23 protein-coding genes are annotated in these 22,152 nt (G+C 61.2%); 12 read left to right on the top strand and 11 right to left on the bottom strand.

The genetic code is table 11. The annotated features are described in order from the left end of the window. Positions 1 to 9 precede the first annotated feature (9 nt). Both tesB and J2Y83_RS24995 read left to right on the top strand, forming a co-directional pair. On the top strand, positions 10 to 879 hold the full coding sequence (gene tesB, locus J2Y83_RS25000) for an acyl-CoA thioesterase II (RefSeq protein ID WP_253399344.1): 870 nt from the start codon (positions 10 to 12) through the stop codon (positions 877 to 879). Further along, complete coding sequence (locus J2Y83_RS24995; RefSeq protein ID WP_253399342.1) at positions 876 to 1,475, top strand: HAD family hydrolase; 600 nt, start codon at positions 876 to 878, stop codon at positions 1,473 to 1,475. The genes tesB and J2Y83_RS24995 overlap by 4 nt, the downstream gene beginning before the upstream one ends. Before the next feature lie 56 nt (positions 1,476 to 1,531). On the opposite strand, the gene J2Y83_RS24990 is transcribed toward J2Y83_RS24995, so the two are convergent. Genes J2Y83_RS24990 through J2Y83_RS24980 form a run of 3 tightly spaced genes read right to left on the bottom strand, consistent with a single transcriptional unit; the run spans position 1,532 to position 3,858 of the window. Further along, positions 1,532 to 2,515, bottom strand: coding sequence for an alpha/beta hydrolase (locus J2Y83_RS24990; protein ID WP_253399340.1), 984 nt, complete (start codon positions 2,513 to 2,515; stop codon positions 1,532 to 1,534). Then, a complete protein-coding gene (ypfJ, locus tag J2Y83_RS24985) occupies positions 2,516 to 3,400 on the bottom strand; it encodes a KPN_02809 family neutral zinc metallopeptidase (RefSeq protein ID WP_253399338.1) in 885 nt (294 codons plus the stop codon). A gap of 44 nt (positions 3,401 to 3,444) precedes the next feature. Continuing rightward, positions 3,445 to 3,858 carry a lipoprotein gene (locus J2Y83_RS24980; protein WP_253399336.1) on the bottom strand — a complete coding sequence of 138 codons (414 nt, stop codon included), beginning with the start codon at positions 3,856 to 3,858 and terminating at the stop codon, positions 3,445 to 3,447. A gap of 185 nt (positions 3,859 to 4,043) precedes the next feature. On the opposite strand from J2Y83_RS24980, the gene J2Y83_RS24975 reads away from it, so the two are divergent. After that, positions 4,044 to 4,922, top strand: coding sequence for a DMT family transporter (locus J2Y83_RS24975; RefSeq protein ID WP_253399323.1), 879 nt, complete (start codon positions 4,044 to 4,046; stop codon positions 4,920 to 4,922). A gap of 1 nt (position 4,923) precedes the next feature. Here the strand turns inward: J2Y83_RS24975 and J2Y83_RS24970 are convergent, their stop codons facing one another. Further along, positions 4,924 to 6,258, bottom strand: a complete 1,335-nt coding sequence (locus tag J2Y83_RS24970; protein WP_253399321.1) for an MFS transporter — start codon at positions 6,256 to 6,258, stop codon at positions 4,924 to 4,926. A 223-nt stretch (positions 6,259 to 6,481) separates the two neighbouring features. On the opposite strand from J2Y83_RS24970, the gene quiC reads away from it, so the two are divergent. Then, positions 6,482 to 8,380: a 3-dehydroshikimate dehydratase QuiC gene (quiC, locus tag J2Y83_RS24965; protein ID WP_253399315.1), complete on the top strand. Its 1,899-nt coding sequence runs from the start codon at positions 6,482 to 6,484 to the stop codon at positions 8,378 to 8,380. A gap of 81 nt (positions 8,381 to 8,461) precedes the next feature. After that, positions 8,462 to 9,127: a TetR/AcrR family transcriptional regulator gene (locus J2Y83_RS24960; protein ID WP_253399313.1), complete on the top strand. Its 666-nt coding sequence runs from the start codon at positions 8,462 to 8,464 to the stop codon at positions 9,125 to 9,127. 61 nt (positions 9,128 to 9,188) lie between these two features. Here the strand turns inward: J2Y83_RS24960 and J2Y83_RS24955 are convergent, their stop codons facing one another. Both J2Y83_RS24955 and aroQ read right to left on the bottom strand, forming a co-directional pair. Beyond that, complete coding sequence (locus J2Y83_RS24955; protein WP_253399311.1) at positions 9,189 to 10,037, bottom strand: shikimate dehydrogenase; 849 nt, start codon at positions 10,035 to 10,037, stop codon at positions 9,189 to 9,191. Between the two features lie 5 nt (positions 10,038 to 10,042). Next, complete coding sequence (aroQ, locus tag J2Y83_RS24950) at positions 10,043 to 10,483, bottom strand: type II 3-dehydroquinate dehydratase (RefSeq protein WP_253399310.1); 441 nt, start codon at positions 10,481 to 10,483, stop codon at positions 10,043 to 10,045. A gap of 273 nt (positions 10,484 to 10,756) precedes the next feature. Here aroQ and J2Y83_RS24945 point away from each other — a divergent pair, with 273 nt between their 5' ends. Together J2Y83_RS24945 and J2Y83_RS24940 are read left to right on the top strand one after the other, a co-directional pair. Beyond that, positions 10,757 to 11,185 (top strand): DUF4160 domain-containing protein, encoded by a 429-nt coding sequence (locus J2Y83_RS24945; protein WP_253399307.1) that lies wholly within the window; start codon positions 10,757 to 10,759, stop codon positions 11,183 to 11,185. Next, complete coding sequence (locus J2Y83_RS24940) at positions 11,182 to 11,619, top strand: DUF2442 domain-containing protein (RefSeq protein WP_253399305.1); 438 nt, start codon at positions 11,182 to 11,184, stop codon at positions 11,617 to 11,619. The genes J2Y83_RS24945 and J2Y83_RS24940 overlap by 4 nt, the downstream gene beginning before the upstream one ends. Before the next feature lie 6 nt (positions 11,620 to 11,625). Here the strand turns inward: J2Y83_RS24940 and trmA are convergent, their stop codons facing one another. Both trmA and J2Y83_RS24930 read right to left on the bottom strand, forming a co-directional pair. Next, on the bottom strand, positions 11,626 to 12,705 hold the full coding sequence (trmA, locus tag J2Y83_RS24935; RefSeq protein ID WP_253399303.1) for a tRNA (uridine(54)-C5)-methyltransferase TrmA: 1,080 nt from the start codon (positions 12,703 to 12,705) through the stop codon (positions 11,626 to 11,628). Then, a complete protein-coding gene (locus J2Y83_RS24930) occupies positions 12,702 to 13,997 on the bottom strand; it encodes an NCS2 family permease (RefSeq protein WP_253399301.1) in 1,296 nt (431 codons plus the stop codon). Before J2Y83_RS24930 ends, trmA begins: the two co-directional genes overlap by 4 nt. A 222-nt stretch (positions 13,998 to 14,219) precedes the next feature. Between J2Y83_RS24930 and J2Y83_RS24925 the strand changes: the two genes are divergently transcribed. After that, the gene (locus tag J2Y83_RS24925) at positions 14,220 to 14,666 is read left to right on the top strand and encodes a DUF4879 domain-containing protein (protein WP_253399299.1); all 447 of its coding nucleotides are present in this window, start codon (positions 14,220 to 14,222) and stop codon (positions 14,664 to 14,666) included. A 39-nt stretch (positions 14,667 to 14,705) separates the two neighbouring features. Here J2Y83_RS24925 and J2Y83_RS24920 read toward each other — a convergent pair whose 3' ends face one another. Further along, complete coding sequence (locus J2Y83_RS24920; protein WP_253399297.1) at positions 14,706 to 15,944, bottom strand: MFS transporter; 1,239 nt, start codon at positions 15,942 to 15,944, stop codon at positions 14,706 to 14,708. 317 nt (positions 15,945 to 16,261) lie between these two features. Between J2Y83_RS24920 and J2Y83_RS24915 the strand changes: the two genes are divergently transcribed. From J2Y83_RS24915 to J2Y83_RS24905, 3 genes are read left to right on the top strand one after another with little or no spacing between them, the layout of a single operon-like run. Beyond that, positions 16,262 to 17,701: a cytochrome ubiquinol oxidase subunit I gene (locus J2Y83_RS24915; protein ID WP_253399295.1), complete on the top strand. Its 1,440-nt coding sequence runs from the start codon at positions 16,262 to 16,264 to the stop codon at positions 17,699 to 17,701. A 1-nt stretch (position 17,702) separates the two neighbouring features. Beyond that, the gene (gene cydB, locus J2Y83_RS24910) at positions 17,703 to 18,710 is read left to right on the top strand and encodes a cytochrome d ubiquinol oxidase subunit II (RefSeq protein WP_046381977.1); all 1,008 of its coding nucleotides are present in this window, start codon (positions 17,703 to 17,705) and stop codon (positions 18,708 to 18,710) included. 12 nt (positions 18,711 to 18,722) lie between these two features. Next, on the top strand, positions 18,723 to 18,890 hold the full coding sequence (locus J2Y83_RS24905; RefSeq protein ID WP_253399293.1) for a DUF2474 domain-containing protein: 168 nt from the start codon (positions 18,723 to 18,725) through the stop codon (positions 18,888 to 18,890). A 71-nt stretch (positions 18,891 to 18,961) separates the two neighbouring features. Here J2Y83_RS24905 and J2Y83_RS24900 read toward each other — a convergent pair whose 3' ends face one another. Next, the gene (locus J2Y83_RS24900; protein WP_253399291.1) at positions 18,962 to 20,086 is read right to left on the bottom strand and encodes a methyltransferase; all 1,125 of its coding nucleotides are present in this window, start codon (positions 20,084 to 20,086) and stop codon (positions 18,962 to 18,964) included. A gap of 171 nt (positions 20,087 to 20,257) precedes the next feature. Then, positions 20,258 to 20,968, bottom strand: a complete 711-nt coding sequence (locus tag J2Y83_RS24895; protein WP_253399289.1) for a helix-turn-helix transcriptional regulator — start codon at positions 20,966 to 20,968, stop codon at positions 20,258 to 20,260. Between the two features lie 401 nt (positions 20,969 to 21,369). On the opposite strand from J2Y83_RS24895, the gene J2Y83_RS24890 reads away from it, so the two are divergent. Continuing rightward, positions 21,370 to 22,146 carry a ferredoxin--NADP reductase gene (locus tag J2Y83_RS24890; protein ID WP_253399287.1) on the top strand — a complete coding sequence of 259 codons (777 nt, stop codon included), beginning with the start codon at positions 21,370 to 21,372 and terminating at the stop codon, positions 22,144 to 22,146. The last annotated feature ends 6 nt before the right edge of the window (positions 22,147 to 22,152 follow it).

The raw sequence follows: 22,152 nt of genomic DNA, 5'->3' as shown, positions 1-22,152 counted from the left end.
AGTTGCTCTATGAGCCAAGTATTGGAAGATCTGGTGGACTTGCTGACCCTGGAGCCGATCGAGGAAAACCTCTTTCGCGGCCGCAGCCAGGACCTGGGTTTTCGCCAACTGTTCGGCGGGCAAGTGCTCGGTCAGTCGCTGTCGGCTGCCAGCCAGACCGTAGAGCCCGAGCGGCACGTGCATTCCCTGCACGGTTATTTTCTGCGCCCCGGCGATGCGGCATTGCCGGTGGTGTATTCGGTGGACCGCGTGCGCGATGGTGGCAGCTTCAGCACGCGCCGCGTGACAGCGATCCAGAAGGGCCAGCCGATTTTTACCTGCAGCGCGTCGTTCCAGTACGACGAAGCCGGCTTCGAACACCAGACCAGCATGCCGGAGGTGGTCGGCCCGGAAAACCTGCCGTCGGAGTTGGAGCTGACCAAGCAGCGCGCCCACCTGATCCCCGAGCACATGCGCGACAAGTTGCTGTGCCCCAAGCCGATCGAAGTGCGCCCGGTGACCGAAACAGACCCGTTCAACCCGCAGCCGTCCGACCCGGTCAAGTACGTGTGGTTCCGCGCCGACGGTGCCCTGGCCGACACGCCGGCGCTGCATAAATACCTGCTGGCCTACGCCTCGGACTTCGGCCTGCTGACCACGTCGCTGCTGCCCCATGGCAAGACCGTATGGCAGAAAGACATGCAGGTCGCCAGCCTCGACCACGCGCTGTGGTTCCACGCCGACCTGCGCGCCGATGACTGGTTGCTCTACGCCATGGACAGCCCATGGGCCGGTAATTCCCGTGGTTTCTCCCGGGGCAGCGTGTACAACCGCGCCGGGCAACTGGTGGCCTCGGTCACCCAGGAAGGCCTGATCCGCCACCGCAAGGATTGGGCATGAGCCTGGCGGACATTAAACATTGGGTGTTCGACATGGACGGCACGCTCACGGTGGCCGTGCATGACTTTGCGGCGATTCGCGTGGCCCTGGGGATACCGCCCGAGGACGACATCCTCAGCCACCTCGCGGCGTTGCCGGCGGATGTCGCGGCGGCCAAACACGCCTGGTTGCTTGAGCATGAGCGCGAGCTGGCGCTGGGTTCGGTTGCGGCGCAAGGCGCGGTGGAACTGGTGCGGGAATTGGCCGGGCGCGGTTGTCGCCTGGGCATCCTGACCCGCAATGCGCGGGAGCTGGCGCATATCACCCTGGAAGCGATTGGTCTGGTGGACTGCTTTGCAGCCGAGGATGTGTTGGGGCGTGATGATGCGCCTCCGAAGCCTGATCCGGGTGGCTTGCTCAAACTGGCGGCAGCCTGGGATGTATCGCCCAGTACGATGGTGATGGTGGGGGATTACCGCTTTGACCTGGATTGCGGCCGCGCCGCAGGCACGCGGACCGTGTTGGTCAACCTGCCGGAGAACCCGTGGCCCGAGTTGGCCGACTGGCATGCCGAGGATTGCACGGTATTGCGCCGGATGATCCAGCCCGGGCAATAGAGATCAACTGTGGGAGGGGGCAAGCCCCCTCCCACATTTTGAGCCGGTTTCTTCAGTTAATACTGGGAAAACAGTACGTTCTGGCCCTCGGGCGAGGTGAACATCCCGTCGCCGTTATGCCCAACCCCCGGCACTTCCACCAGCTTCTGGGTCAGTTGCGGATGGCGTTGCTTGAGGGCGTCAAAGTAGTTGTGCCCACGAATCAGGCGATACGCGCCCTGGGTCTCGGCTTCACAGCTTTTATCCAGCGCGGGGTGGTTCGGGTCGGTGTCCTGCTGGCCGAGCAGGTAGGTGATGTCACGCGACACATAGGCCTGCTCCAGTTGCTCGGCGCTTTGCCCCTTGGCATAGGCGGGCAGGTGCTGCATGCCGTACTTCCAGTCATTGAAACCTGGGCAGTCGGCGACCTTGAACGGCACTGGGCGCTGCGGGCTGAAGTAGGCGTAGGACGACGGGTTGGCCACCACAAAACGCAGGCGGATGCCCTCGGTGTGCAGGGTCGGATGGTCGTGGCCGGTAAGGGCGAAGCGTTGCACCACCTGGCCACCGCCGGAATGGCCGGCCACCACAATCTCTCTCAGCGCCGGAAATAGCCTGCGGTTACCCAGGTGCTTGATGATCTGGTCGAGCGCGCCGAAGGAGCTGACAGCGCCCGGCTCCACCGAGGGCTCGCCGGCCATCCAGTCATTGCCCTTCCAGCGCAGAAGTTGATTGTCCAGGTGATTGCGTTTCACATCGGACTGATTCAGAAACTGCGGCGCGATCACCAGCGTCGTGCCGCCAACCCCTGCCTGCTCGGCGGCGTCTTCACCGCTCTGCAGGTAGGTTTGTGCGTTGCGCAGGCGACCATGCACGATGATCAACGCACGCGTGACGTTGGGCAGCGGTTTACCCCAATCCTGGCTCAAGCCGAGGCTGAGGTCGCCGGCATCCAGGTGAAAGCGCTCGGGACTGACCACCTTGACCCCGTGCTCGGCGGCCCAGGCGGGGGCGCAACAGGTGACCAACAAACCCAGCAGCATGCCCAAGCGCGTATTCATCTAAAGACTCTTGGCGGTAAAGGTGTCGCATTGAGTGATCTGGCCTTGGGCAAAGCCGGTCTTGAACCAGCGCACCCGCTGCGCCGAGGTGCCGTGGGTAAACGAGTCCGGCACGACGCGGCCCTGGCCCTGTTGCTGCAAACGGTCATCGCCAATCGCGTTGGCCGCATTCAGCGCTTCCTCAATATCACCGGGCTCCAGCCAGTTCAGGCGTTTTTGCGCACGGTAGGCCCACACCCCGGCAAAGCAGTCGGCTTGCAGCTCCTGGCGCACCAGCAGGCCGCCGTCGCCTTGCATCTGCCGGCCTTGCTGGCGCGCAGCCTGGATCTTCGAGGAGATGCCGAGCAAGGTCTGCACGTGGTGCCCGACTTCGTGGGCGATCACGTAGGCCTGGGCAAAATCGCCAGCGGCCTTGAACCGTTGTGACATTTCCCGGAAGAAATCCAGGTCCAGGTACACCTGCTGATCCGCCGGGCAATAGAACGGGCCGCTGGCGGAAGTGGCGCCACCGCAGGCGGAATTGACCCGGCCGCGGAACAGAATCAGCTGCGGGTTCTTGTAGGCCAAGCCGTTTTCCTTGAACACCTGGCCCCAGGTGTCTTCGGTATCGCCCAATACCGCGCGGACAAAGTCGACTTGCTCATCATTGGCCGGCGGCGCCTGGCGCGATGGGGTGCTCACCGAGGGCGCCTGGTCCATCTGGCCGGTCAATTGGCCGAGGATCTGCAGCGGGTCCTGGCCGGTCAACCAGCCGATGCCGACGATCAACACAATCGCGGTCAGGCTCAGGCCCTTGCCGCCGCCAAAGCGCATACCACCGCCGCCGCCACTGTCATCGCGGGCATCCACCACGTTGTCGCTGCGTCGGCCTTTTTTCCATAGCATGGGGCAATCCTCTGTGTGCTAACCGTGATTGATTATGGTCGTGATTAACGGCAATAGCCTTCGCCGGTGGCGACGATCAGGCAGTCTTTTTTATCCGCCAGCCATTTCAACCCGGTCGCCGCACCGTCACCGGCGCGCAGCCGTTGCGGGCCGTCCGGGCGGGTGAACGCGATGCCGTCTTCAGCCGCTTCACCTTTAAAGGTGCCGGCGGCGTCGGCGTCGAGGCCGTACTGCATGGTCAGAAGGTAGTGGCCACGGCCGATGCTGTCGTCCTTGGCGATGGTCAGGTGCAAGCCTTCGACGCCGATCCATTTGCCGACCCAGTTGTCGGTGGGTGGGGTTTGCGGCACCAGGGTCGCTTGCACGGAAGGCGGCGCCGGTTTGGCGGGTGCCTTGGACTCTTGGTTACACGCGGCGAGCAGGGCAAGGGCAGACAGAAGAAAGACAGTTTTTTTCATAGCGGCAAGGCCTTGGTTAAAAAGTGTGCAACGCAGGGGCGAACGTGCAGCGTTGGACTCGATTGCGGTGATTTAGTGCGCTGTTCGCACGGTGTTTGGTTATGCTCTTGGGGCAGACGCATGCCCGGCTGCTAGATTACCGGGTTGAGTACCACCGCGTTCAGCCAGCCACGCAAGAGAATTCAATGACTGTCAGCACCCCCCTTTCCGGCGTCAACCATCCCTTCAAAGGCATTTTGCTGATTGTGGTGGCGACTTTCCTGTTCTCCAGCCACGACGCCTTGTCCAAATACCTGGCCGGGTTCTACCCGATCGTGATGGTGGTGTGGGCGCGTTACCTGGTGCATACCTTGCTGATGGCCGGGATTTTCCTGCCGCAATCAGGCTTGCGCGTGCTGCGCAGCAAGCGGCCGGGGATGCAGGTGGTGCGGGCCTTTTGCCTGCTGGGCACCAGCCTGTTTTTTACCGCTGCGCTGCATTACATCCCGCTGGCGGAAGCCACGGCGGTGAACTTCCTCGCGCCGATTCTGGTGACGGCGCTGTCGGTGCCCCTGCTCGGTGAGCATGTCACGCGTGGCCAATGGCTGGCGGTGATCTGCGGGTTTGTCGGGGTGCTGGTGATCATCCACCCGGGCGGTGAATTGTTCACCCCTGCGGTGCTGCTGCCGCTGTGCTCGGCCCTGTTCTTCTGCTTCTACCAACTGCTCACGCGCATCCTCAGCCAATACGACACGCCCACCACCAGTAACTTCTTCGCCGGCCTGTGCAATACCTTGGTGATGAGTGCGATGGTGCCGTTCTTCTGGCAAGTGCCGACCTTGTGGCACGGCGTGTTGATGCTGGCGTTGGGCACCTGCGGGATGACCGCGCACTTGATGCTGACCCAGGCCTTCCGCTTTGCGGCACCGGCCTTGCTGGCGCCGTTCGGCTATTGCCAGATCGTGTTCGCGGGGTTGTTGGGCTGGCTGGTGTTTGCGCATACCCCCGACTTGACCACGGTGGTCGGCATCGGGGTGATCTGCATGAGCGGGTTGGCCGCTGCTTGGCAGCAGCGGCGGCGCTGAATCAGGCGTCGACTGTAGGAATCTTGCGCGGCGCCATGAAGTACATCCAGGTCAGCGCGATGAAGTACATCGCCGGGATCAGGGTGAACAGCACGGTGTAGTTGTTGTTCGTCACGGTCAGGATGTGGCCGACGATCTGGGTCATGAACATGCCGCCGATGGCCGCGCACATGCCGCCGAAGCCAAACACCGTGCTCATCATGTGCTTGGGCGTGTAGTCCATCACCAGGCTCCAGATGTTGGCGGTCCAGGCCTGGTGCGCGCCAATCGCCAGGGAGATGGCGAACACCGCGACCCACAACTGGCTGGAACCGGCGGCCAAGATCACGCCGACGATGCAGCAGGCGAACAGCAGCATCGACAGCAGCCGCGCCTTGATCGGGTTCAACCCGCGGCCGATCAGGAACGACGACAGAATCCCACCCCCCACACTGCCGAAGTCGGCGGTCAGGTAAATGATGATCAGCGGGATACCCATCTGGGTCACGTTGATGCCCAGGTTGTATTGCTGGTTCAAGAACGGCGGCAGCCAGTACAGGTAGAACCAGAACACCGGTGCGGTCAGCGAGTAGGCGATGGCGAAGGCCCAAGTGCCGCGCATGCGCAGGATGCGGCTGAAGGGGACGCGGGGCTGTTCCGGTTCGACTTCCCGTTGCACGTAGTCCAATTCGGATTGCTTAACCGTTGGATGGTCTTCCGGGTTGTAGTACTTCAAGCCCCAGAACAGCAGCCAGATGCCACCGAGTGCCGACATGCACAGGAACGCCGCCTGCCAGCCCCACACATGCAGGATCAACGGCAGCAGCATCGGCGTCATCATCGCGCCGACGTTGGTGCCGGCGTTGAAGATGCCGGTGGCCACTGCGCGTTCGCCGGCAGGGAACCACAGGCGGGTGGTCTTGACGCAGGCCGGGTAGTTGGCGGCTTCGGTCAGCCCGAGGATAAAGCGGCAGACCATGAAGCCGACGGCCGAGGTGGCCAGGCCGTGGGCGCCGGTGGCCACGCTCCACAGCAGTACCGCGCAGAAGAACACGCGCTTGACTCCCACGCGGTCGATCAGCCGGCCTTGCAGCACAAAGCCAATCGCATAGCCGACCTGGAACCAGAAGTTGATGTTGGCGTAGTCCATCGCCGTCCAGCTCATTTCTTTGGCAAGGATCGGTTGCATCACGCCCAGGGCGGCGCGGTCGATGTAGTTGAGCGTGGTGGCGAAGAACACCAGGGCCAGCATGCCCCAGCGGGTTTTGCCGACGGCCATTGCGCCGCGAATCTTGTCGCCGATGCCGGCATGCGGGTTGGCCGGGCGCGCAGCCAGGACGGAGTTTTGCGAAGGCATGAGGTTTTACCCGTTTTTTGGAATTTTTAGGGTGTGTTCTGGGTTTTATTTTGGACGTTGCTACAGGAACGATGGTGCGCAGTGGCTAAAAAATCGTCAATTCGCTGATGGCCATTGTGTTCGATAATCGCCCTAAAAACTAACTGGTTCGTACATTTGAATTGCTGTGTGTAGGCTGGGGGCGAATAATTTACTGTAAATAACAACTGCCGGGAGTCGCCCCATGCAACGTTCCATCGCCACTGTTTCCTTGAGCGGCACCCTGCCAGAAAAGCTCGAAGCCATTGCCGCCGCCGGGTTTGATGGGGTTGAGATCTTCGAGAACGACCTATTGTATTACGATGGCAGCCCACGGGAAGTCAGGCAAATATGCACTGACTTGGGCCTAGCCATCACCTTGTTTCAGCCGTTCCGCGACTTTGAAGGCTGCCGCCGCGACCGCCTGGCACGTAACCTGGAGCGCGCCGAGCGTAAGTTCGACCTGATGCAGGAGCTGGGCACCGACCTGGTGCTGGTGTGCAGCAATGCCTCAGCCGATTGCGTGGGCGATGAACGTATTTTGCTCGATGACCTCAGCCTGCTCGCCGAACACGCCGGCCGCCGTGGCTTGCGCATCGGCTATGAAGCGCTGGCCTGGGGCCGGCATGTGAACACCTGGCAGCAGGTGTGGAACCTGGTGCGCCAGGTCGATCACCCGAGCCTTGGGGTGTTGCTCGACAGCTTCCATACCCTGTCGCTCAAGGGCGACCCGAGTGCTATCGCCGAGATTCCCGGCGACAAGATTTTCTTTGTGCAAATGGCCGACGCACCGATCCTGGCCATGGACGTGCTGGAGTGGAGCCGTCACTTCCGCTGCTTCCCCGGCCAGGGCGAATTCGACCTGGCGGGCTTTCTCGCGCCGATCATCAAGAGCGGTTATACCGGGCCGTTGTCCCTGGAGATCTTCAACGACGGCTTCCGCGCCGCACCAACCCGAGCCAACGCGGCGGATGGCTTGCGCTCGCTGCTCTACCTGGAAGAGAAAACCCGCCAGCGCCTGGCGCATGAACAGCCTGCCGTGCCGCTGGAGATCCTCTTCGACACCCCGCCCGCCAGCGAATACGACGGTATTGAATTCCTTGAATTTGCCGTGGACGAAAACCTCGGCGCCAAGCTGACGCAATGGCTGGAGCGCCTGGGCTTCGCCAAGGTCGGCCAGCATCGTTCCAAGAGCGTCAGCCTGTTGCGCCAGGGTGATATCAACCTGATCCTCAACTGCGAACCGTATTCTTTCGCCCACAACTTTTTCGAGGCCCACGGGCCGTCGTTATGTGCCACGGCGATTCGGGTCAAGGACAGCGCCAAGGCCCTGCAGCGGGCGGTGGCCTACAAGGGCCAGCCTTATCGTGGCCTGGTCGGGCCGAATGAGCTGGAATTGGCGGCGGTGCGCGCGCCGGACGGCAGCCTGATTTATCTGGTGGACCCAAGCGAAGGCGTATACGACACCGATTTCAATCTGCAACCGAGCGCTGCCTCCAGTGGTGGGCTTTTGCGCATCGACCACATGGCGATGGCCTTGCCCGCCGACAGCCTCGACAGCTGGGTGCTGTTCTACAAGAGCCTGCTGGATTTCGAAGCCGATGACGAAGTGGTGCTGCCTGATCCGTATGGCCTGGTGAAAAGCCGTGCGCTGCGTAGCCGCTGCAGCTCGATTCGCCTGCCGCTGAATATTTCCGAGAACCGCAACACCGCGATTTCCCACGCACTGTCGAGCTATCGAGGCTCGGGTGTGCATCACATTGCCTTCGACTGCGCGGATATTTTCGCCGAGGTGCGCCGGGCCAAGGAGGCGGGCGTGCCGTTGCTGGATATCCCGCTCAACTACTATGACGACCTGGCGGCGCGCTTTGATTTCGACGATGAGTTCCTCAGCGAGCTGGCGTACTACAACGTGCTGTACGACCGTGACGCCCAGGGCGGTGAGTTGTTTCATGTGTACACCGAGCCGTTCGAGGGGCGTTTTTTCTTCGAGATCATCCAGCGCAAGAATGGCTATGCCGGCTACGGCGCGGCCAACGTGGCGGTGCGCCTGGCGGCGATGGCCAAGTCGCGCAGTGGTGCGGTACGCCAGGCACGGTTATGACCGCGGGCCTGGTGCTTCCTTCGGGGAACGCTGCGGCCCATAATCGCGGCCTGCACAATAAAAACCGGCCGTGAGCGCACCATGACCTTGACTCCCGATCTCTCCGCAGTGTCAGACGCACCGCGCAAGAGTCGTAAGAACAACCCGGAAAAGACCCGCGAAAACATACTGCAAGAAGCCATTGTCGAGTTTGTTCAGCAGGGTCTCTCCGGCGCTCGCGTGGATGCGATCGCCGAGCGTATCCACACCTCGAAACGCATGATCTATTACTACTTCGGCAGCAAGGAGCAGTTGTACGTCGAGGTGCTGGAGAAGCTCTACGGCGATATCCGCAACACTGAAACACGCATGAACCTCACGGCCCTGGAACCGCGCGAAGCGATCCGTCGGCTGGTGGAGTTCACCTTCGATCACCACGACCGGAACGTGGATTTCGTGCGTATCGTCAGCATCGAAAATATCCACAATGCCGAGTACGTGAAGCGCTCCGATTCGATCAAGGCGATGAACAGCAACATTCTGGATGCGTTGGGCACGACCTTGCGCCGTGGCGCCGAGATGGGGCTGTTCCGTGCGGGGCTGGTGCCGCTGGACGTTCACCTGCTGATCAACTCATTCTGTTTTTACCGCGTATCCAACCGCCATACGTTCAGTGAGATTTTTCAGACCGACCTGTCGGATGAGGTGGTTAAACAGCGGCATCGCGAGATGATTTGTGAGTCGGTGTTGCGTTACCTGCAGGCCTGAGGCTGGTGCGGACTCAATGTGGGAGGGAGCTCGCTCCCACATTTGGATGCGGTTTTGGCCGTCAGGTGTTCATGCTCTGGAAGTGCGCCAACATCCGGTGTGCATCCGGCACCACGCCACTGAACAATTCAAACGCTTTCACCGCTTGAAACACCGCCATGTTGCCGCCATTCAGGGTGCGGCAACCCAAGGCGTGGGCGTTACGCAGCAGTTCGGTTTCCAGGGGGAAATACACGATTTCCGCGACCCACAGTTCAGCGCGTAACAGCGCGGCGGGCACCGGCATGCCCGGCAGCTTGGCCATGCCCATCGGCGTGGTGTTCACCAGGCCGTCGGCCTCGGCCATGGCGTTTTCCAGATCGTTGCCAACCTGGGCGCGCCCGTTACCGAAACGTCGGGCGAGGTTATCCACCAGGTCGCGGGCGCGGCTGGCGTCCACGTCGAAAATGCTCAAGCGTTCAACGCCCTCTGCCAGCAGCGCATGAGCCACAGCCGCGCCTGCCCCCCCGGCGCCCATCTGCACCACGCGTTGGCGTGCCACGTCATTCAGGTTACGGCGAAAGCCTTCGGCAAACCCCAGGCAGTCAGTGTTATGGCCGATGCGTTTGCCATCCTTGAACACCACGGTGTTGACCGCGCCAATGCCCCTGGCCTCGTCGGACAATTCATCGAGTAAAGGCAGGATCGCCTGCTTGCACGGGTAAGTAATGTTCAACCCGGTGAAGTTCATCTGCTCGGCGGCCTGCAGGAGGTCGGGCAGGGCATTGATGTCCAGGTGCAGCGGTTCCAGGTCGATCAGGCGATACAAGTAGCGCAGGCCTTGGGCGTCACCTTCCTGTTCATGCAGGGCGGGCGTGCGGGAAGCCTGGATGCCGGCGCCGATCAGGCCGGCGAGGATGCGCGGTTTCATCGGGCTCATCCTTTCACCGTGCGGCTGAAATGTTCCAGGGCCAGGTGATAACCATGGCTGCCAAACCCGGCGAGTACCGCCTTGGCGATGGGCGACACGAACGAGTGATGACGAAACGCCTCGCGCGCATGCACGTTGGATAAATGCACCTCGATCACCGGCACTTCACTGGCCACCAGCGCATCGCGAATCGCCACCGAGGTGTGAGTCCAGGCCGCCGGGTTGATCACGATACCGGCGCAGCGGGCGCGGGCGCCGTGGATCCAGTCGAGTAATTCGCCTTCGTGGTTGGTTTGGCGAAATTCGATGGTCAACCCCAGTTGCTCGGCGCTGCGGCCGCACAGGGCAGCGACGTCGGCCAGGGTTTCATGCCCGTAGGTGGCAGGTTCGCGGGTGCCGAGCAGGTTGAGGTTGGGGCCGTTAAGCACCAGCACGATGGGCTGCATAAGGGGGTCTCCACAGTTATTGTTCGTTGTGCGGATAAAATGTACTGGATAGTTAATTTGGTCAATCGATGGCGGTAGATGTGTTCGATTATCGAACCGTTAATCAGTGAGACCGGGCATTTCCAGGTGCTGCCATGAGTCGTTACAAGACCGTATTCGACGGTTTGCCCGCTGTTACTACGCTGTGAAAAACGCCCTGATCAAGGAGCCGGTTGTCGGGTGATGTATGGAAAAGTGTTACCCGACGGAAAATAACCTAACGGATGGGTTACTATGAAAGTAGGCACTTACAAAGGACATGTGATTGCGGTGTTTCTCAGGGATGAGCATTGCCCGCCTCACGTGCATGTCAGGGGAAAGCAATGGGATGCGCGCTTTCGCTTCAGCTTTCTGGATGGGCGAGTGGAGCTTTGGGATGTAGACCCCGAACGGCGGCGGCCACCCCGTGGGATTCTGGAAGGCATTCGCCAGGCGTTAATGCAGCGACACGTCCTGGCTCGTGTACGAAGGATCTGGTGGGAAAAACTGCAAACGGTTTGCCTGGAGAACCACTCCTGGGATTGGGACGCCGATGAGGTGGTGCCGGGGTTGGTCATTCGGCGTGGTGTGTATGTGATTGCAAACGCCCGGCACGATGTGGCGAGGCAGCGAACCCTTTTGAATCTGGTCAGGGCGCCAGATTGTGTGGAGATTGATCTATGAAAATCGTAAAAGCCAAAACCTTGCCCGATGTACCGATCACTGAAGCCGATATCGATAAGGCCATAGTGCGGGGGCGCAAACTGAAGCGTTTGTACGCCAATGCTTGCTCGGTGCGTTACGAGGATGACTGCATCTCCATCGGCTTCAGCGACGGCAGTCGCATCATGTTACCGGTGGCCGGTCTCCCGGAGTTCGAAGGGTTTTCCGCGCAGGACTTTCAGCAACTGGAGGTCGGTTTTGGCGGCAAGGCGCTGTGCTGTGAAGCCCGCGACCTGCAGGTTTCCATCACCGGCCTGATTGCGACCAGCCAGCCCTTGATGGAGTTGGCCGTGAGCCTGGTGGCGTCGCACAACGGTCGTAAAAGCAGCGCGGCCAAATCCGCCGCCGCCCGAGCCAATGGCAAGAAGGGCGGTCGGCCACGCAAGGAACCGTGAGGGGGGTTATCGACGGGTCAACAGCACCCCGGACTCCATATGGTGCGTCCACGGGAACTGGTCGAACAACGCGCATTGGGTGATCCGATGCGTGTCATGCAGTTGTGCAATGTTCGCCGCCAGGGTTTCCGGGTTGCAGGAGATATAGAGGATGTTGTCGAAGCGTCGGGTCAGTTCGCAGGTGTCCGGGTCCATGCCGGCGCGCGGCGGGTCGACGAAGACGCTGCCGAATTCGTAGCTTTTCAGGTCGATGCCGTGCAGGCGGCGGAACGGGCGCACGTCGTTCAGCGCTTCGGTGAGTTCTTCGGCGGAGAGGCGCGCCAGGGTGACGTTATCCACTGCGTTTTCATCGAGGTTGCTCAAGGCGGCATTCACCGAGGTCTTGCTGATCTCGGTGGCGAGCACGTTGCGCACGCGGGTCGCCAGCGGCAGGGTGAAGTTGCCGTTGCCGCAGTACAGCTCCAGCAGATCATCCGGGCGATCGCCGAGTGCTTCGTATGCCCAGTTGAGCATCTTCTGGTTCACCGTGCCGTTGGGCTGGGTGAAGGCGCCTTCGGGTTGACGGTAGCTGAAGGTACGGCCACCGACGTCGAGTTTTTCCACCACATAGTCGTGGCCGATCACATCGCGCTTGCCCTTGGAGCGGCCGATGATGCTCACGTTCAAGTCGGCCGCAAGCTGGTTCGCGGCGGTGTGCCAGTGCTCGTCTAGCGGGCGGTGATAACACAGGGTGATCATCGCGTCGCCGGCCAGGGTGGTCAGGAACTCCACCTGGAACAGCTTGTGGCTCAGGGCGGCGCTGGCTTGCCAGGCGGCCTTGAGCTGCGGCATCAACTGGTTGATGCGCTGGCTGGCGATGGGGAACTCGTCGATCAGGATCGGCGTGCGCTTGTCGTCCTGGGAGAACATCGCGTAGTGGCGTTCACCGCCTTCGCGCCACAGGCGGAACTCCGCGCGCAGGCGGAAGTTCTGCAGGGGCGAGTCGAAGACCTGGGGCTGCGGCGCGTCGAACGGTGCCAGCAGGTCACGCAAGCGCGTGACCTTGTCTTGCAGTTGAGCGGTGTAGCGTGTGGCGTCAAAAGTCATGCGTTGAACCAGCCCAGCTTGATCACAAACAGAATCGACAGAATCACCAGTGCCGGGTTCAGCTCACGGTAGCGGCCCGAAAGCAGCTTGATGGCGGTCCAGGCGATGAAACCGAAGGCGATGCCGTTGGCGATGGAGTAAGTGAAGGGCATCGCCAGGGCGGTGATCACCACCGGCGCTGCAACAGTAATGTCATCCCAGTCGATTTCCGCCAGGCCTGAGGTCATCAGTACCGCGACGAACAGCAACGCCGGTGCGGTGGCGAAGGCCGGTACGCTGGAGGCCAGTGGCGAGAAGAACAGCGCCAGCAGGAACAGGATCGCGACCACGACAGCGGTCAAACCGGTGCGGCCACCGGCACTCACGCCAGCGGCGGACTCGATGTAGCTGGTGGTGGTCGAGGTGCCCAGCAGCGAACCGGCCATGGCGGCGGTGCTGTCGGCGATCAGCGCACGGCCCATTTTCGGCATGTGGCCATCCTTGCTCATCAGCCCGGCGCGCTTGGCCACGCCGATCAGGGTGCCGGAGTTGTCGAACAGGTCGACGAACAGGAACGCGAAGATCACGCTGACCAGGCCGATGTCCAACGCGCCTTTGATATCCAGTTGCAGGAAGGTCGGGGCCAGGGACGGTGGCATGGACATCACGCCGCCGAACTCCGTGACGCCTAGCAGGATGGACACGATGGTCACGGCCAGGATGCCGATCAATACCGCGCCTCGTACCGCCAGGGCTTCCAGCGCAACGATCAGCATGAAGCCCAGGATGGCCAGGATAGGCGCCGGTTTTGTCAGGTCGCCCAAGCCCACCAGGGTATTAGGGTTACCGATCACGATTCCGGCGTTGTGCAGGGCGATCAGCGCCAGGAACAGGCCGATACCGGCAGCAATCGCCGAGCGCAGGGGCAGGGGGATGCTGTTGATGATCCATTCACGGATGCGGAAGATCGACAGAATGAAGAACAGCACCGCCGAAATGAACACCGCCCCCAGCGCTACTTGCCAGGTATGGCCCATGTGCAGGACCACGGTGTAGGTAAAGAAGGCGTTGAGGCCCATGCCCGGCGCCAGCGCGATCGGGTAGTTGGCGATCAAGCCCATCACGGTCGAACCGATGGCTGCGGCCAGGCAGGTCGCGACAAACACCGCGCCCTTGTCCATGCCGGTCTCGCCGAGGATGCTCGGGTTCACGAACAAAATGTAGGCCATGGCCAGGAATGTCGTGATGCCCGCGAGGATCTCGGTGCGCACGTTCGTGTTGTGTGCTTTGAGTTGAAACAGCTTTTCCAGCATGCCTGCTCCCTGTGACGCTATGTTGCGTCGTGATTTGTTGACCTCTAAGTCAAAGCACAAATTGCGCCAAGCGCCTGTGGCTTCAGAGAGGATCGGAAAAAGCGGCGCATCATACCAGCAGCCGAGCCCGTGTGGCGCACGGGGTTGGCTTTGTGACGCATGGCTGTGAATCATGGCCTTGAGGCATACTGCGCCGATGTTTAATTCAGGGTCATCGACAGCATGAAAATAGCCAACGCGTGGAGTCTAGCTCTGATCGCTTGTATCAGCTTGTGGCTAGGCGCGGCACCGGCGTGGGGCGCGACTGCACCGGCCTTGAGCGAGGTGCGGGTGTTCAAGGTCGAGTCGGCGAGGTGTGTGGAAACGATTCCGGAGCGCTCGCAGAGCACGCAGATGTGTACGCACCGTGGGCCCACCCAGGTGTCGGTGATGGAAGTCGGCCTGGGCAACAACCCGATGGGCCGCTTCAATGGCGCCGAACTCAGCGGGCAACGCACTGCGGTGTGCCAGGTCGGTAGCGTCAGCCAGGCCTGCAATGGCGCGGGCACGCTGATGGGCTACATCTATGTGTTCGACCTGAACGTCGCCGCCCCAGGCTGGTTCGAATACAGCAACACGTCGATCAACGCGCCGCGAAATACCTTGAAAACCCAGCTCAATATCCGCTGATCAATGGCCTTGAACGCCACGGATATCCGGCAGTGAGGTTCAGACTGTGGTGTCGTCCACTGGCACATGCATGCGGTCGCGGTTGGCCAGGGTCGGGAACAGTTTGATCCACGCCCCGGTCACCAGCAGCGTGCCGATCCCGCCCATGACCACGGCGGGCACGGTGCCGAACCAGTGGGCGGTGATCCCGGACTCGAACTCGCCCAGTTGATTCGACGCGCCAATAAACAGGCCGTTGACCGCACTGACCCGCCCGCGCATGTCGTCCGGTGTCTCCAATTGCACGAAAGAGGCGCGGATCACCATGCTGATCATGTCCGCCGCGCCCAGCACCACCAGCACCGCCAGGGAAAACCAGAACGAGGTGGACAGGCCGAAGGCGATGGTCGCCACGCCGAACACACCGACGGCGGTAAACATCACGCGGCCCACGTGCCGGTCGACCGAAAAGCGCGCCAGCCACAACGACATCAGCAACGCGCCGACTGCCGGCGCCGAACGCAACAGGCCCAGGCCCCAGGCGCCGGTCAGCAGGATGTCCTTGGCGAACACCGGCAGCAACGCGGTGGCACCGCCGAGCAGCACGGCGAACAGGTCGAGGGAAATTGCCCCGAGGATGTCCGGGCGGCTGCGAATAAAGCGAATCCCGGCCAGCAGCGAGTCCATCGTGGCCTTGGCTTTGTTCGGCGGGGTCTGGCGGGCGGGCAGGTTGAGGGTCAGTACGCAAGCAATGAGGTACAGCACCACGGTTGGGCCATACACCCACACGCTGCCAAACGCATAAAGCAAACCGCCGAGGGCCGGGGCGACGATGGTTGCCAGTTGCTGGGCCGATTGCGATGAGGCCACGGCCCGTGGGAACAGGGCGCTGGGTACGATGCTTGGGAGCAGCGCTTGAGTGGTGGGCATTTCAAAGGAGCGTGCGGCGCCGAGCACGAAGGCGAGGATAAAGATCATCTCGCGGGTCACGTGGCCGGTCAGGCCGCCAATGGCCAGGGACAAGGCAATCAGCGCCTGTACGGTCTGGCAGATGGCCGCCACCTTGCGCCGCTCATAGCGGTCGGCCACATGCCCGGTGTGCAGCATGAACAGCACGCGGGGGACGAACTCCACCAGACCGACCAGGCCCAAATCCAGCACATTGCCGGTCAGTTGATAGAGGTTCCAGCCGATGGCCACGGTGAGCATCTGGAAGCCGCTGGCGGTGAAGATCCGCGCCAGCCAGAACGCGATGAAAGGGCGGTGGTGGCGTAACAGCAGCGCGGGTTCACTGGGCATCGGGCGTTCGGGTCAAAGCGGGAGGGGGATTCGAGATTAGCATCAAGCTGTAACAAACAGTTGCAGAAACTGTGCTGAGGCAAGCTGTCACGCGGCAAAAGACCACACAGGTCAATCGCCAAAATGGGACTACTCTTTTGACTGTGATTGATCCAGATCAAAGCTATTTCAGGATTTGTTCTGGCGGCCGCAAGGCCTGATTCCCTACGTGGTTGGTAAAAAAAGAAACGAATTGAAATTCGCCACACTCCATATCCGTGGGGGCAGTGGATGCGGCCTCCAGCCAGCATTCGGTATTACCTGACAGAGGAAGACTTATGTTCGGTTTGGAGGCGCTAGATCTCGCCCGAATTCAGTTCGCGTTCACCATCTCGTTCCACATCCTGTTCCCGGCGATCACCATCGGCTTGGCGAGTTACCTTGCGGTGCTAGAAGGCTTGTGGCTCAAGACCCATAACGACACCTACCGTGACCTCTACCATTTCTGGTCGAAGATCTTTGCCGTCAACTTCGGCATGGGCGTGGTCTCCGGCTTGGTCATGGCTTACCAGTTTGGCACCAACTGGAGCCGCTTCTCAGACTTCGCCGGCTCCGTCACCGGGCCGCTGCTGACGTATGAAGTGCTCACGGCCTTCTTCCTTGAGGCCGGTTTCCTCGGCGTGATGCTCTTCGGCTGGAACAAGGTGGGGCGCAAGCTGCACTTCTTCGCGACCGTGATGGTGGCCGTCGGCACGCTGATTTCCACCTTCTGGATTCTCGCCTCCAACAGCTGGATGCAGACGCCCCAGGGCTTTGAAATCATCGACGGCCGCGTGATCCCTACGGACTGGCTGGCCGTGATCTTCAACCCCTCGTTCCCTTACCGCCTGATGCACATGGCCACGGCGGCGTTTGTGGCGACGGCGTTCTTCGTCGGTTCCTCCGCGGCCTGGCATTTGTTGCGCGGCAAGGACAACCCGGCCATCCGCAAGATGTTGTCGATGGCCATGTGGATGGCGCTGATCGTCGCGCCTATCCAGGCGGTGATCGGTGACTTCCACGGCCTCAACACCCTGGAGCACCAGCCGGCGAAAATCGCCGCGATTGAAGGCCACTGGGAAAACATCGGCAACGAGCCGACGCCGCTGATCCTGTTCGGCTGGCCCGACATGAAGGCGGAAAAAACCAAGTACGCGATGGAAATCCCTTACCTCGGCAGCCTGATCCTGACCCACTCCCTGGACAAACAGGTGCCGGCGCTCAAGGACTTCCCGCCTGAGGATCGTCCCAACTCGACCATCGTGTTCTGGTCGTTCCGGGTCATGGTCGGCCTGGGTTTGCTGATGATCTTCACCGGCCTGTTCAGCCTCTGGCTGCGCCGGGGCGGCAAGATGTACACGTCGAGGCCGTTCCTGTACCTGGCGTTGTGGATGGGCCCGTCCGGCCTGATCGCGATTCTCGCTGGCTGGTTCACCACCGAGATCGGCCGCCAGCCGTGGGTGGTCTACGGGCTGATGCGCACGGCGGATGCGTCCTCCGGGCATAGCCTGGTGCAGATGAGCATCACCCTGGTGCTGTTCGTGGTGGTGTACTTCACGCTGTTCGGCGCCGGGTTGGGCTACATGATGCGCCTAGTGCGCAAAGGCCCGGTGATCCACGAAGGCATCGAGCCTACCCACGGTGGCCCAGGCCAGAAACGCACACCGGCGCGTCCGTTGTCGGCGGCCGATGACGGACGCGATGACAATCACGTCGACATCCAGCACAAGGGGAATTGAGATGGGTATTGATCTTCCGCTGATCTGGGCCGTGATCATCATCTTCGGCATCATGATGTACGTGGTCATGGACGGCTTTGACCTGGGCATCGGCATCCTCTTTCCGTTTATCCCCGGCAAGACTGACCGTGACGTGATGATGAACACCGTCGCTCCGGTCTGGGACGGTAACGAAACCTGGCTGGTACTCGGCGGCGCGGCGTTGTTCGGCGCCTTCCCGCTGGCTTACTCGGTGGTGCTGTCGGCCTTGTACCTGCCGCTGATGCTGATGCTGATCGGGTTGATCTTTCGCGGTGTAGCCTTCGAGTTCCGCTTCAAGGCCAAGGACCACAAGCGTCACCTGTGGGACAAGGCGTTCATCGGTGGTTCGTTGGCGGCCACCTTCTTCCAGGGCGTCGCGCTGGGGGCGTTCATCGACGGTATCCCGGTGGTCGATCGCCAGTTTGCCGGTGGTTCACTGGATTGGGCGACGCCGTTCACGATGTTCTGCGGCGTGGCGCTGATCGTGGCCTACGCGTTGCTCGGTTGCACCTGGCTGATCATGAAGACCGAAGGCAAGTTGCAGGAGCAGATGCACGACCTGGCGCGGCCATTGGCCTTCGTGGTGCTGGCGGTGATCGGTATCGTGAGTATCTGGACGCCGTTGTCGCACCCGGAAATCGCCTCGCGCTGGTTCACCCTGCCGAACCTGTTCTGGTTCCTGCCGGTGCCAATCCTGGTGCTGGTGACCATGTACGGGCTGATCCGCGCCGTGGCGCGTAACGCACACTACACGCCGTTCCTGCTGACGCTGGTGCTGATCTTCCTCGGCTACAGCGGCCTGGGTATCAGCCTGTGGCCGAACATCATCCCGCCATCGGTGTCGATCTGGGACGCTGCCGCGCCGCCGCAAAGCCAGGGCTTCATGCTGGTGGGCACGTTGTTCATCATCCCGTTCATCCTGGGCTACACCTTCTGGAGCTACTACGTGTTCCGCGGCAAGGTTACCCACGAAGACGGTTATCACTAGGAGGGTCGTTTCATGTCCGGCAAACCTTCATTGCACGAGATTGAACAGGCCGAGAAACAGCCGCTGTGGCGGCGCCTTGGCTGGTTGGCGATGATCTGGAGCGGCAGCGTGCTGGCCCTGTTCGTCGTGGCCAGCCTGATGCGCCTGTTCATGAGCGCGGCCGGCCTGACCACGCACTGATATCCCATCCCGTTGCCTTGCGGCACGGTTTTTTGACCCTGCCCCGTCTTTGGAGGGGGCGGGGTCTTTTTTTATTTGCGCGCTTTGAGAATGACGAATTTGGGCGTGGCGGCCACTTGCTCGACGCCACGGAACAGTCGCGCCAACTTGCTGTGATAGCCCAGGTGACGGTTGCCGACTATATAGAGGGCGCCGCCGACCACCAGCGCCTCGCGCGCCTGCTGGAACATGCGCCAGGCGAGGAAGTCGCCAACCACCTGCTGCTGGTGGAACGGTGGATTGCACAGCACCACCTCCAACGATTGCGGCGCCTGGCCGGCCAGGCCATCGTCGGCGCGGACGATGACGTCGCGATCACCCAGTGCGGTTTGCCAGTTCTCGGCGGCCGATTGCACGGCCATGTAGGACTCGTCCACCAAGGTGTAGTGCGCGTCCGGGTTCTGCAGGGCGCTGGCAATCGCGAGTACGCCATTGCCGCAACCCAGGTCGGCAACCCGCGCACTGCCAAGGCCTGTGGGCAAGTGCGGGAGGAATGCGCGGGTGCCGATGTCCAGGCCTTCGCGGCAGAACACGTTGGCGTGGTTGAGCAGGGTGATGACCGGTGTGTCCAGGGCGTAACGGGTGGGGTAGGGCGAGACGGCGGCCGGTCGATCCCCGACGGTGGCAATCAACAGCCGCGCTTTTTTGACCGCCAGGGACGCGTGCATCGGCCCGATGTACTGCTCCAGCAACTCACCGGCCGCCCGTGGCAGATGCTTGACCATCGCTGCGGCGATGACTTCAGCGCCCGGCGCCAGTTGGCCCTGCAGGCGGATCAACTGTTCTTCGAGCAGCGCCAGGGTTTTCGGCACGCGGATCAGTACCCGGTCGAACGGCCCACGTGGCACCCGGCTGGCAGGCATGAACGGCACGGCATCAAACGTCTTGCCGTTGCGCACCAGGTTTTTTTCCAGGCCTTGGGCGGCGAGAAACGAGTCGCCGCTGGACGTTACCTGCACATGGCCTTCAAGGCTGGCGGCCAATGCGCCAAAGCTGTCGTTCAGCACCAGCACGCGGGTCGCGGCGTTCGGTTGCTGCTCGGACAGGTAGCTGAGCAGGTACTCGTCGGCGGCGTCGAACGCTTGCAGCGGATCGTTGTGCTGCTCGGGTTGGCGGATCAGATCGAGCTGGGCGAACGGGCTTTCAAGCAGGGGCATGGAGGGGGAGGCTCTGGGTAGTCGATGAGTGTTCGGCAGGTTGCATGGGGACCGGCGCAACCGTCTGAGTGAACTGCGAGGCGGCACCGTGGGGGGCTGCGTCAACACTCAGCGTTGGCCGTAAATGTTACTTTTTTTTCGCAAGGATTACATGCGGTGATTCCGCGCCGGTTAAAACAAACCCGCCTTCGAGGCGCAGAGTACGGCAGCGATCTTATTGTTGACTCCCAGCTTCCTGAAACAACTGGCGAGGTGAAAGCCAATCGTGCGCTCCGACAGGCACAGGATGCGGGCGATGTCTGAAGCGGTCTTGCCCAGAGCGGACCATTTGAGGATTTCTGTTTCCCGTGGGGTCAAGGTGTTGGGCGTCGCTGCGCCGGGGCTTTCGGCGTATTTTTGCGCGACCACCGCATGCATGGCATGGCAGAGCCACAATACCTGGCCGGCCTTTTCGTACAGCTCTTGCGGGCTGACCTCACCCTTACCGCGTCCCAGGGTCAGCATGCTGAACACCCCCTGGAAGTCGTGGACCGACTGGGTCCAACCCAGATGGACGCCAGAAGACTGGGCCAGTTCCCATAAGTTCGGCGCGGCGCCGAACACTTTTTCCTCCCAGACAATTGGCAATACGCAACGTTTGCAGTGGGTGACAACCGGGTCTATATCGAAGAAGTGGGCCTGGTCATACAGTGTGTTCCATTCATTTGGGTAGTTATTGAGGCAAATCGGTTTGTTTGGGTGTCTGGGTCGTTGAGCGCTCATCGTAAAGGAACAGAATTGGAAGCCGAGTTCGTATGTTTGATTGATGACCATTTCAAATACGCTGGTGATCTTGTCCTCGCCCTCCAGCTTGGGGAGTCGTGTATTGCGCCAGTTGACCATCTGTAACTCTCCATGGTTTTCTTTGTGACTTGGGTACGTCCTGGCCCCCAACGTTGCACGGAATGAAGTGTAGGATATCGGTTACATTTGCAGATGAAATTTTCGCTCTTGTACCGAGTGTTTTAATAGTTTTTCAATCAAGCATTAGTTCGCTATGCAAGTGCCGGTGTTTTTTTTCCAGATTTTTTAATGGGTTGTGATGCCTGTAACGCTCAACTAACAAAGACGCTGCGTGCCAATGTAATGGCGCGACGTGGGGTAATAGCGAAATGATTAAGGGTGAAATCAAAGTGCTATTATTTTGGCAAACGCTGAGTGGCTAAACGATATTACTGCCGACTGTAGGTGTTTCCGCGCGTGACTTTGGGGGACACTAGGGCACCTGTAGAACGGAGCTCCCCATGACGGTCAGTGCTGAGAAATTTACCCGCCAGACCCTGCTCGACGTGCAATCGCTGACGCCCAGCCTCTTCACCCTGCGCACCACCCGTGACCCGGGCTTCCGGTTTACCGCCGGCCAGTTCGTGCGCCTGGGAGTGACCAAGGCCGATGGCAGCACGGTATGGCGCGCGTACTCTGTGGTGTCGTCACCGTTTGATGAGTATCTGGATTTCTTCTCGATTGTGGTGCCCGGCGGCGAGTTCACCAGCGAGCTGAGCCGCTTGCGCGTGGGCGATACGCTGATGGTCGAGCGCCAGGCCACAGGCTTCCTGACCCTGAACCGGTTTGTCGACGGCCGTGACCTGTGGCTGCTGGGCACCGGCACCGGGGTGGCGCCGTTCCTGTCGATCCTGCAGGACTTTGAGGTCTGGGAAAAATTCGAGCGCATCATCCTCGTGTACAGCGCCCGAGAGGCCAGGGAGCTGGCCTATCAGTCGCTGATCCAGGGGCTGGGGCAGCGTGAGTACCTGGCCGAGTACGCCCACAAGCTGACCTATCTGCCGCTGGTCACCCGCGAGCAGCATCCCGGCGCCCTGCATGGGCGCATTACCACCCTGATCGAGAATGGCGAATTGGAGCGCGCAGCCGGCGTCGAGCTGACCCCGGAGCATTCGCGCGTGATGATTTGCGGCAACCCGCAGATGATCGACGACACCCGCCAATTGCTCAAACAACGCGATATGCAATTGAGCCTGTCCCGGCGCCCAGGCCAGGTGGCGGTGGAAAACTACTGGTAACAAAAA

The organism is Pseudomonas marginalis (assembly GCF_024169655.1).
Classification (GTDB): Bacteria; Pseudomonadota; Gammaproteobacteria; order Pseudomonadales; family Pseudomonadaceae; genus Aquipseudomonas; species Aquipseudomonas paraveronii.
This window is presented reverse-complemented; position numbering and strand designations above follow the sequence as displayed.

Coding starts and splice junctions, on each gene's coding strand:
- tesB (WP_253399344.1), top strand. CDS start 10: ATGAGCCAAGTATTGGAAGATCTGGTGGACTTGCTGACCCTGGAGCCG.
- J2Y83_RS24995 (WP_253399342.1), top strand. CDS start 876: ATGAGCCTGGCGGACATTAAACATTGGGTGTTCGACATGGACGGCACG.
- J2Y83_RS24990 (WP_253399340.1), bottom strand. CDS start 2,515: ATGAATACGCGCTTGGGCATGCTGCTGGGTTTGTTGGTCACCTGTTGC.
- ypfJ (WP_253399338.1), bottom strand. CDS start 3,400: ATGCTATGGAAAAAAGGCCGACGCAGCGACAACGTGGTGGATGCCCGC.
- J2Y83_RS24980 (WP_253399336.1), bottom strand. CDS start 3,858: ATGAAAAAAACTGTCTTTCTTCTGTCTGCCCTTGCCCTGCTCGCCGCG.
- J2Y83_RS24975 (WP_253399323.1), top strand. CDS start 4,044: ATGACTGTCAGCACCCCCCTTTCCGGCGTCAACCATCCCTTCAAAGGC.
- J2Y83_RS24970 (WP_253399321.1), bottom strand. CDS start 6,258: ATGCCTTCGCAAAACTCCGTCCTGGCTGCGCGCCCGGCCAACCCGCAT.
- quiC (WP_253399315.1), top strand. CDS start 6,482: ATGCAACGTTCCATCGCCACTGTTTCCTTGAGCGGCACCCTGCCAGAA.
- J2Y83_RS24960 (WP_253399313.1), top strand. CDS start 8,462: ATGACCTTGACTCCCGATCTCTCCGCAGTGTCAGACGCACCGCGCAAG.
- J2Y83_RS24955 (WP_253399311.1), bottom strand. CDS start 10,037: ATGAAACCGCGCATCCTCGCCGGCCTGATCGGCGCCGGCATCCAGGCT.
- aroQ (WP_253399310.1), bottom strand. CDS start 10,483: ATGCAGCCCATCGTGCTGGTGCTTAACGGCCCCAACCTCAACCTGCTC.
- J2Y83_RS24945 (WP_253399307.1), top strand. CDS start 10,757: ATGAAAGTAGGCACTTACAAAGGACATGTGATTGCGGTGTTTCTCAGG.
- J2Y83_RS24940 (WP_253399305.1), top strand. CDS start 11,182: ATGAAAATCGTAAAAGCCAAAACCTTGCCCGATGTACCGATCACTGAA.
- trmA (WP_253399303.1), bottom strand. CDS start 12,705: ATGACTTTTGACGCCACACGCTACACCGCTCAACTGCAAGACAAGGTC.
- J2Y83_RS24930 (WP_253399301.1), bottom strand. CDS start 13,997: ATGCTGGAAAAGCTGTTTCAACTCAAAGCACACAACACGAACGTGCGC.
- J2Y83_RS24925 (WP_253399299.1), top strand. CDS start 14,220: ATGAAAATAGCCAACGCGTGGAGTCTAGCTCTGATCGCTTGTATCAGC.
- J2Y83_RS24920 (WP_253399297.1), bottom strand. CDS start 15,944: ATGCCCAGTGAACCCGCGCTGCTGTTACGCCACCACCGCCCTTTCATC.
- J2Y83_RS24915 (WP_253399295.1), top strand. CDS start 16,262: ATGTTCGGTTTGGAGGCGCTAGATCTCGCCCGAATTCAGTTCGCGTTC.
- cydB (WP_046381977.1), top strand. CDS start 17,703: ATGGGTATTGATCTTCCGCTGATCTGGGCCGTGATCATCATCTTCGGC.
- J2Y83_RS24905 (WP_253399293.1), top strand. CDS start 18,723: ATGTCCGGCAAACCTTCATTGCACGAGATTGAACAGGCCGAGAAACAG.
- J2Y83_RS24900 (WP_253399291.1), bottom strand. CDS start 20,086: ATGCCCCTGCTTGAAAGCCCGTTCGCCCAGCTCGATCTGATCCGCCAA.
- J2Y83_RS24895 (WP_253399289.1), bottom strand. CDS start 20,968: ATGGTCAACTGGCGCAATACACGACTCCCCAAGCTGGAGGGCGAGGAC.
- J2Y83_RS24890 (WP_253399287.1), top strand. CDS start 21,370: ATGACGGTCAGTGCTGAGAAATTTACCCGCCAGACCCTGCTCGACGTG.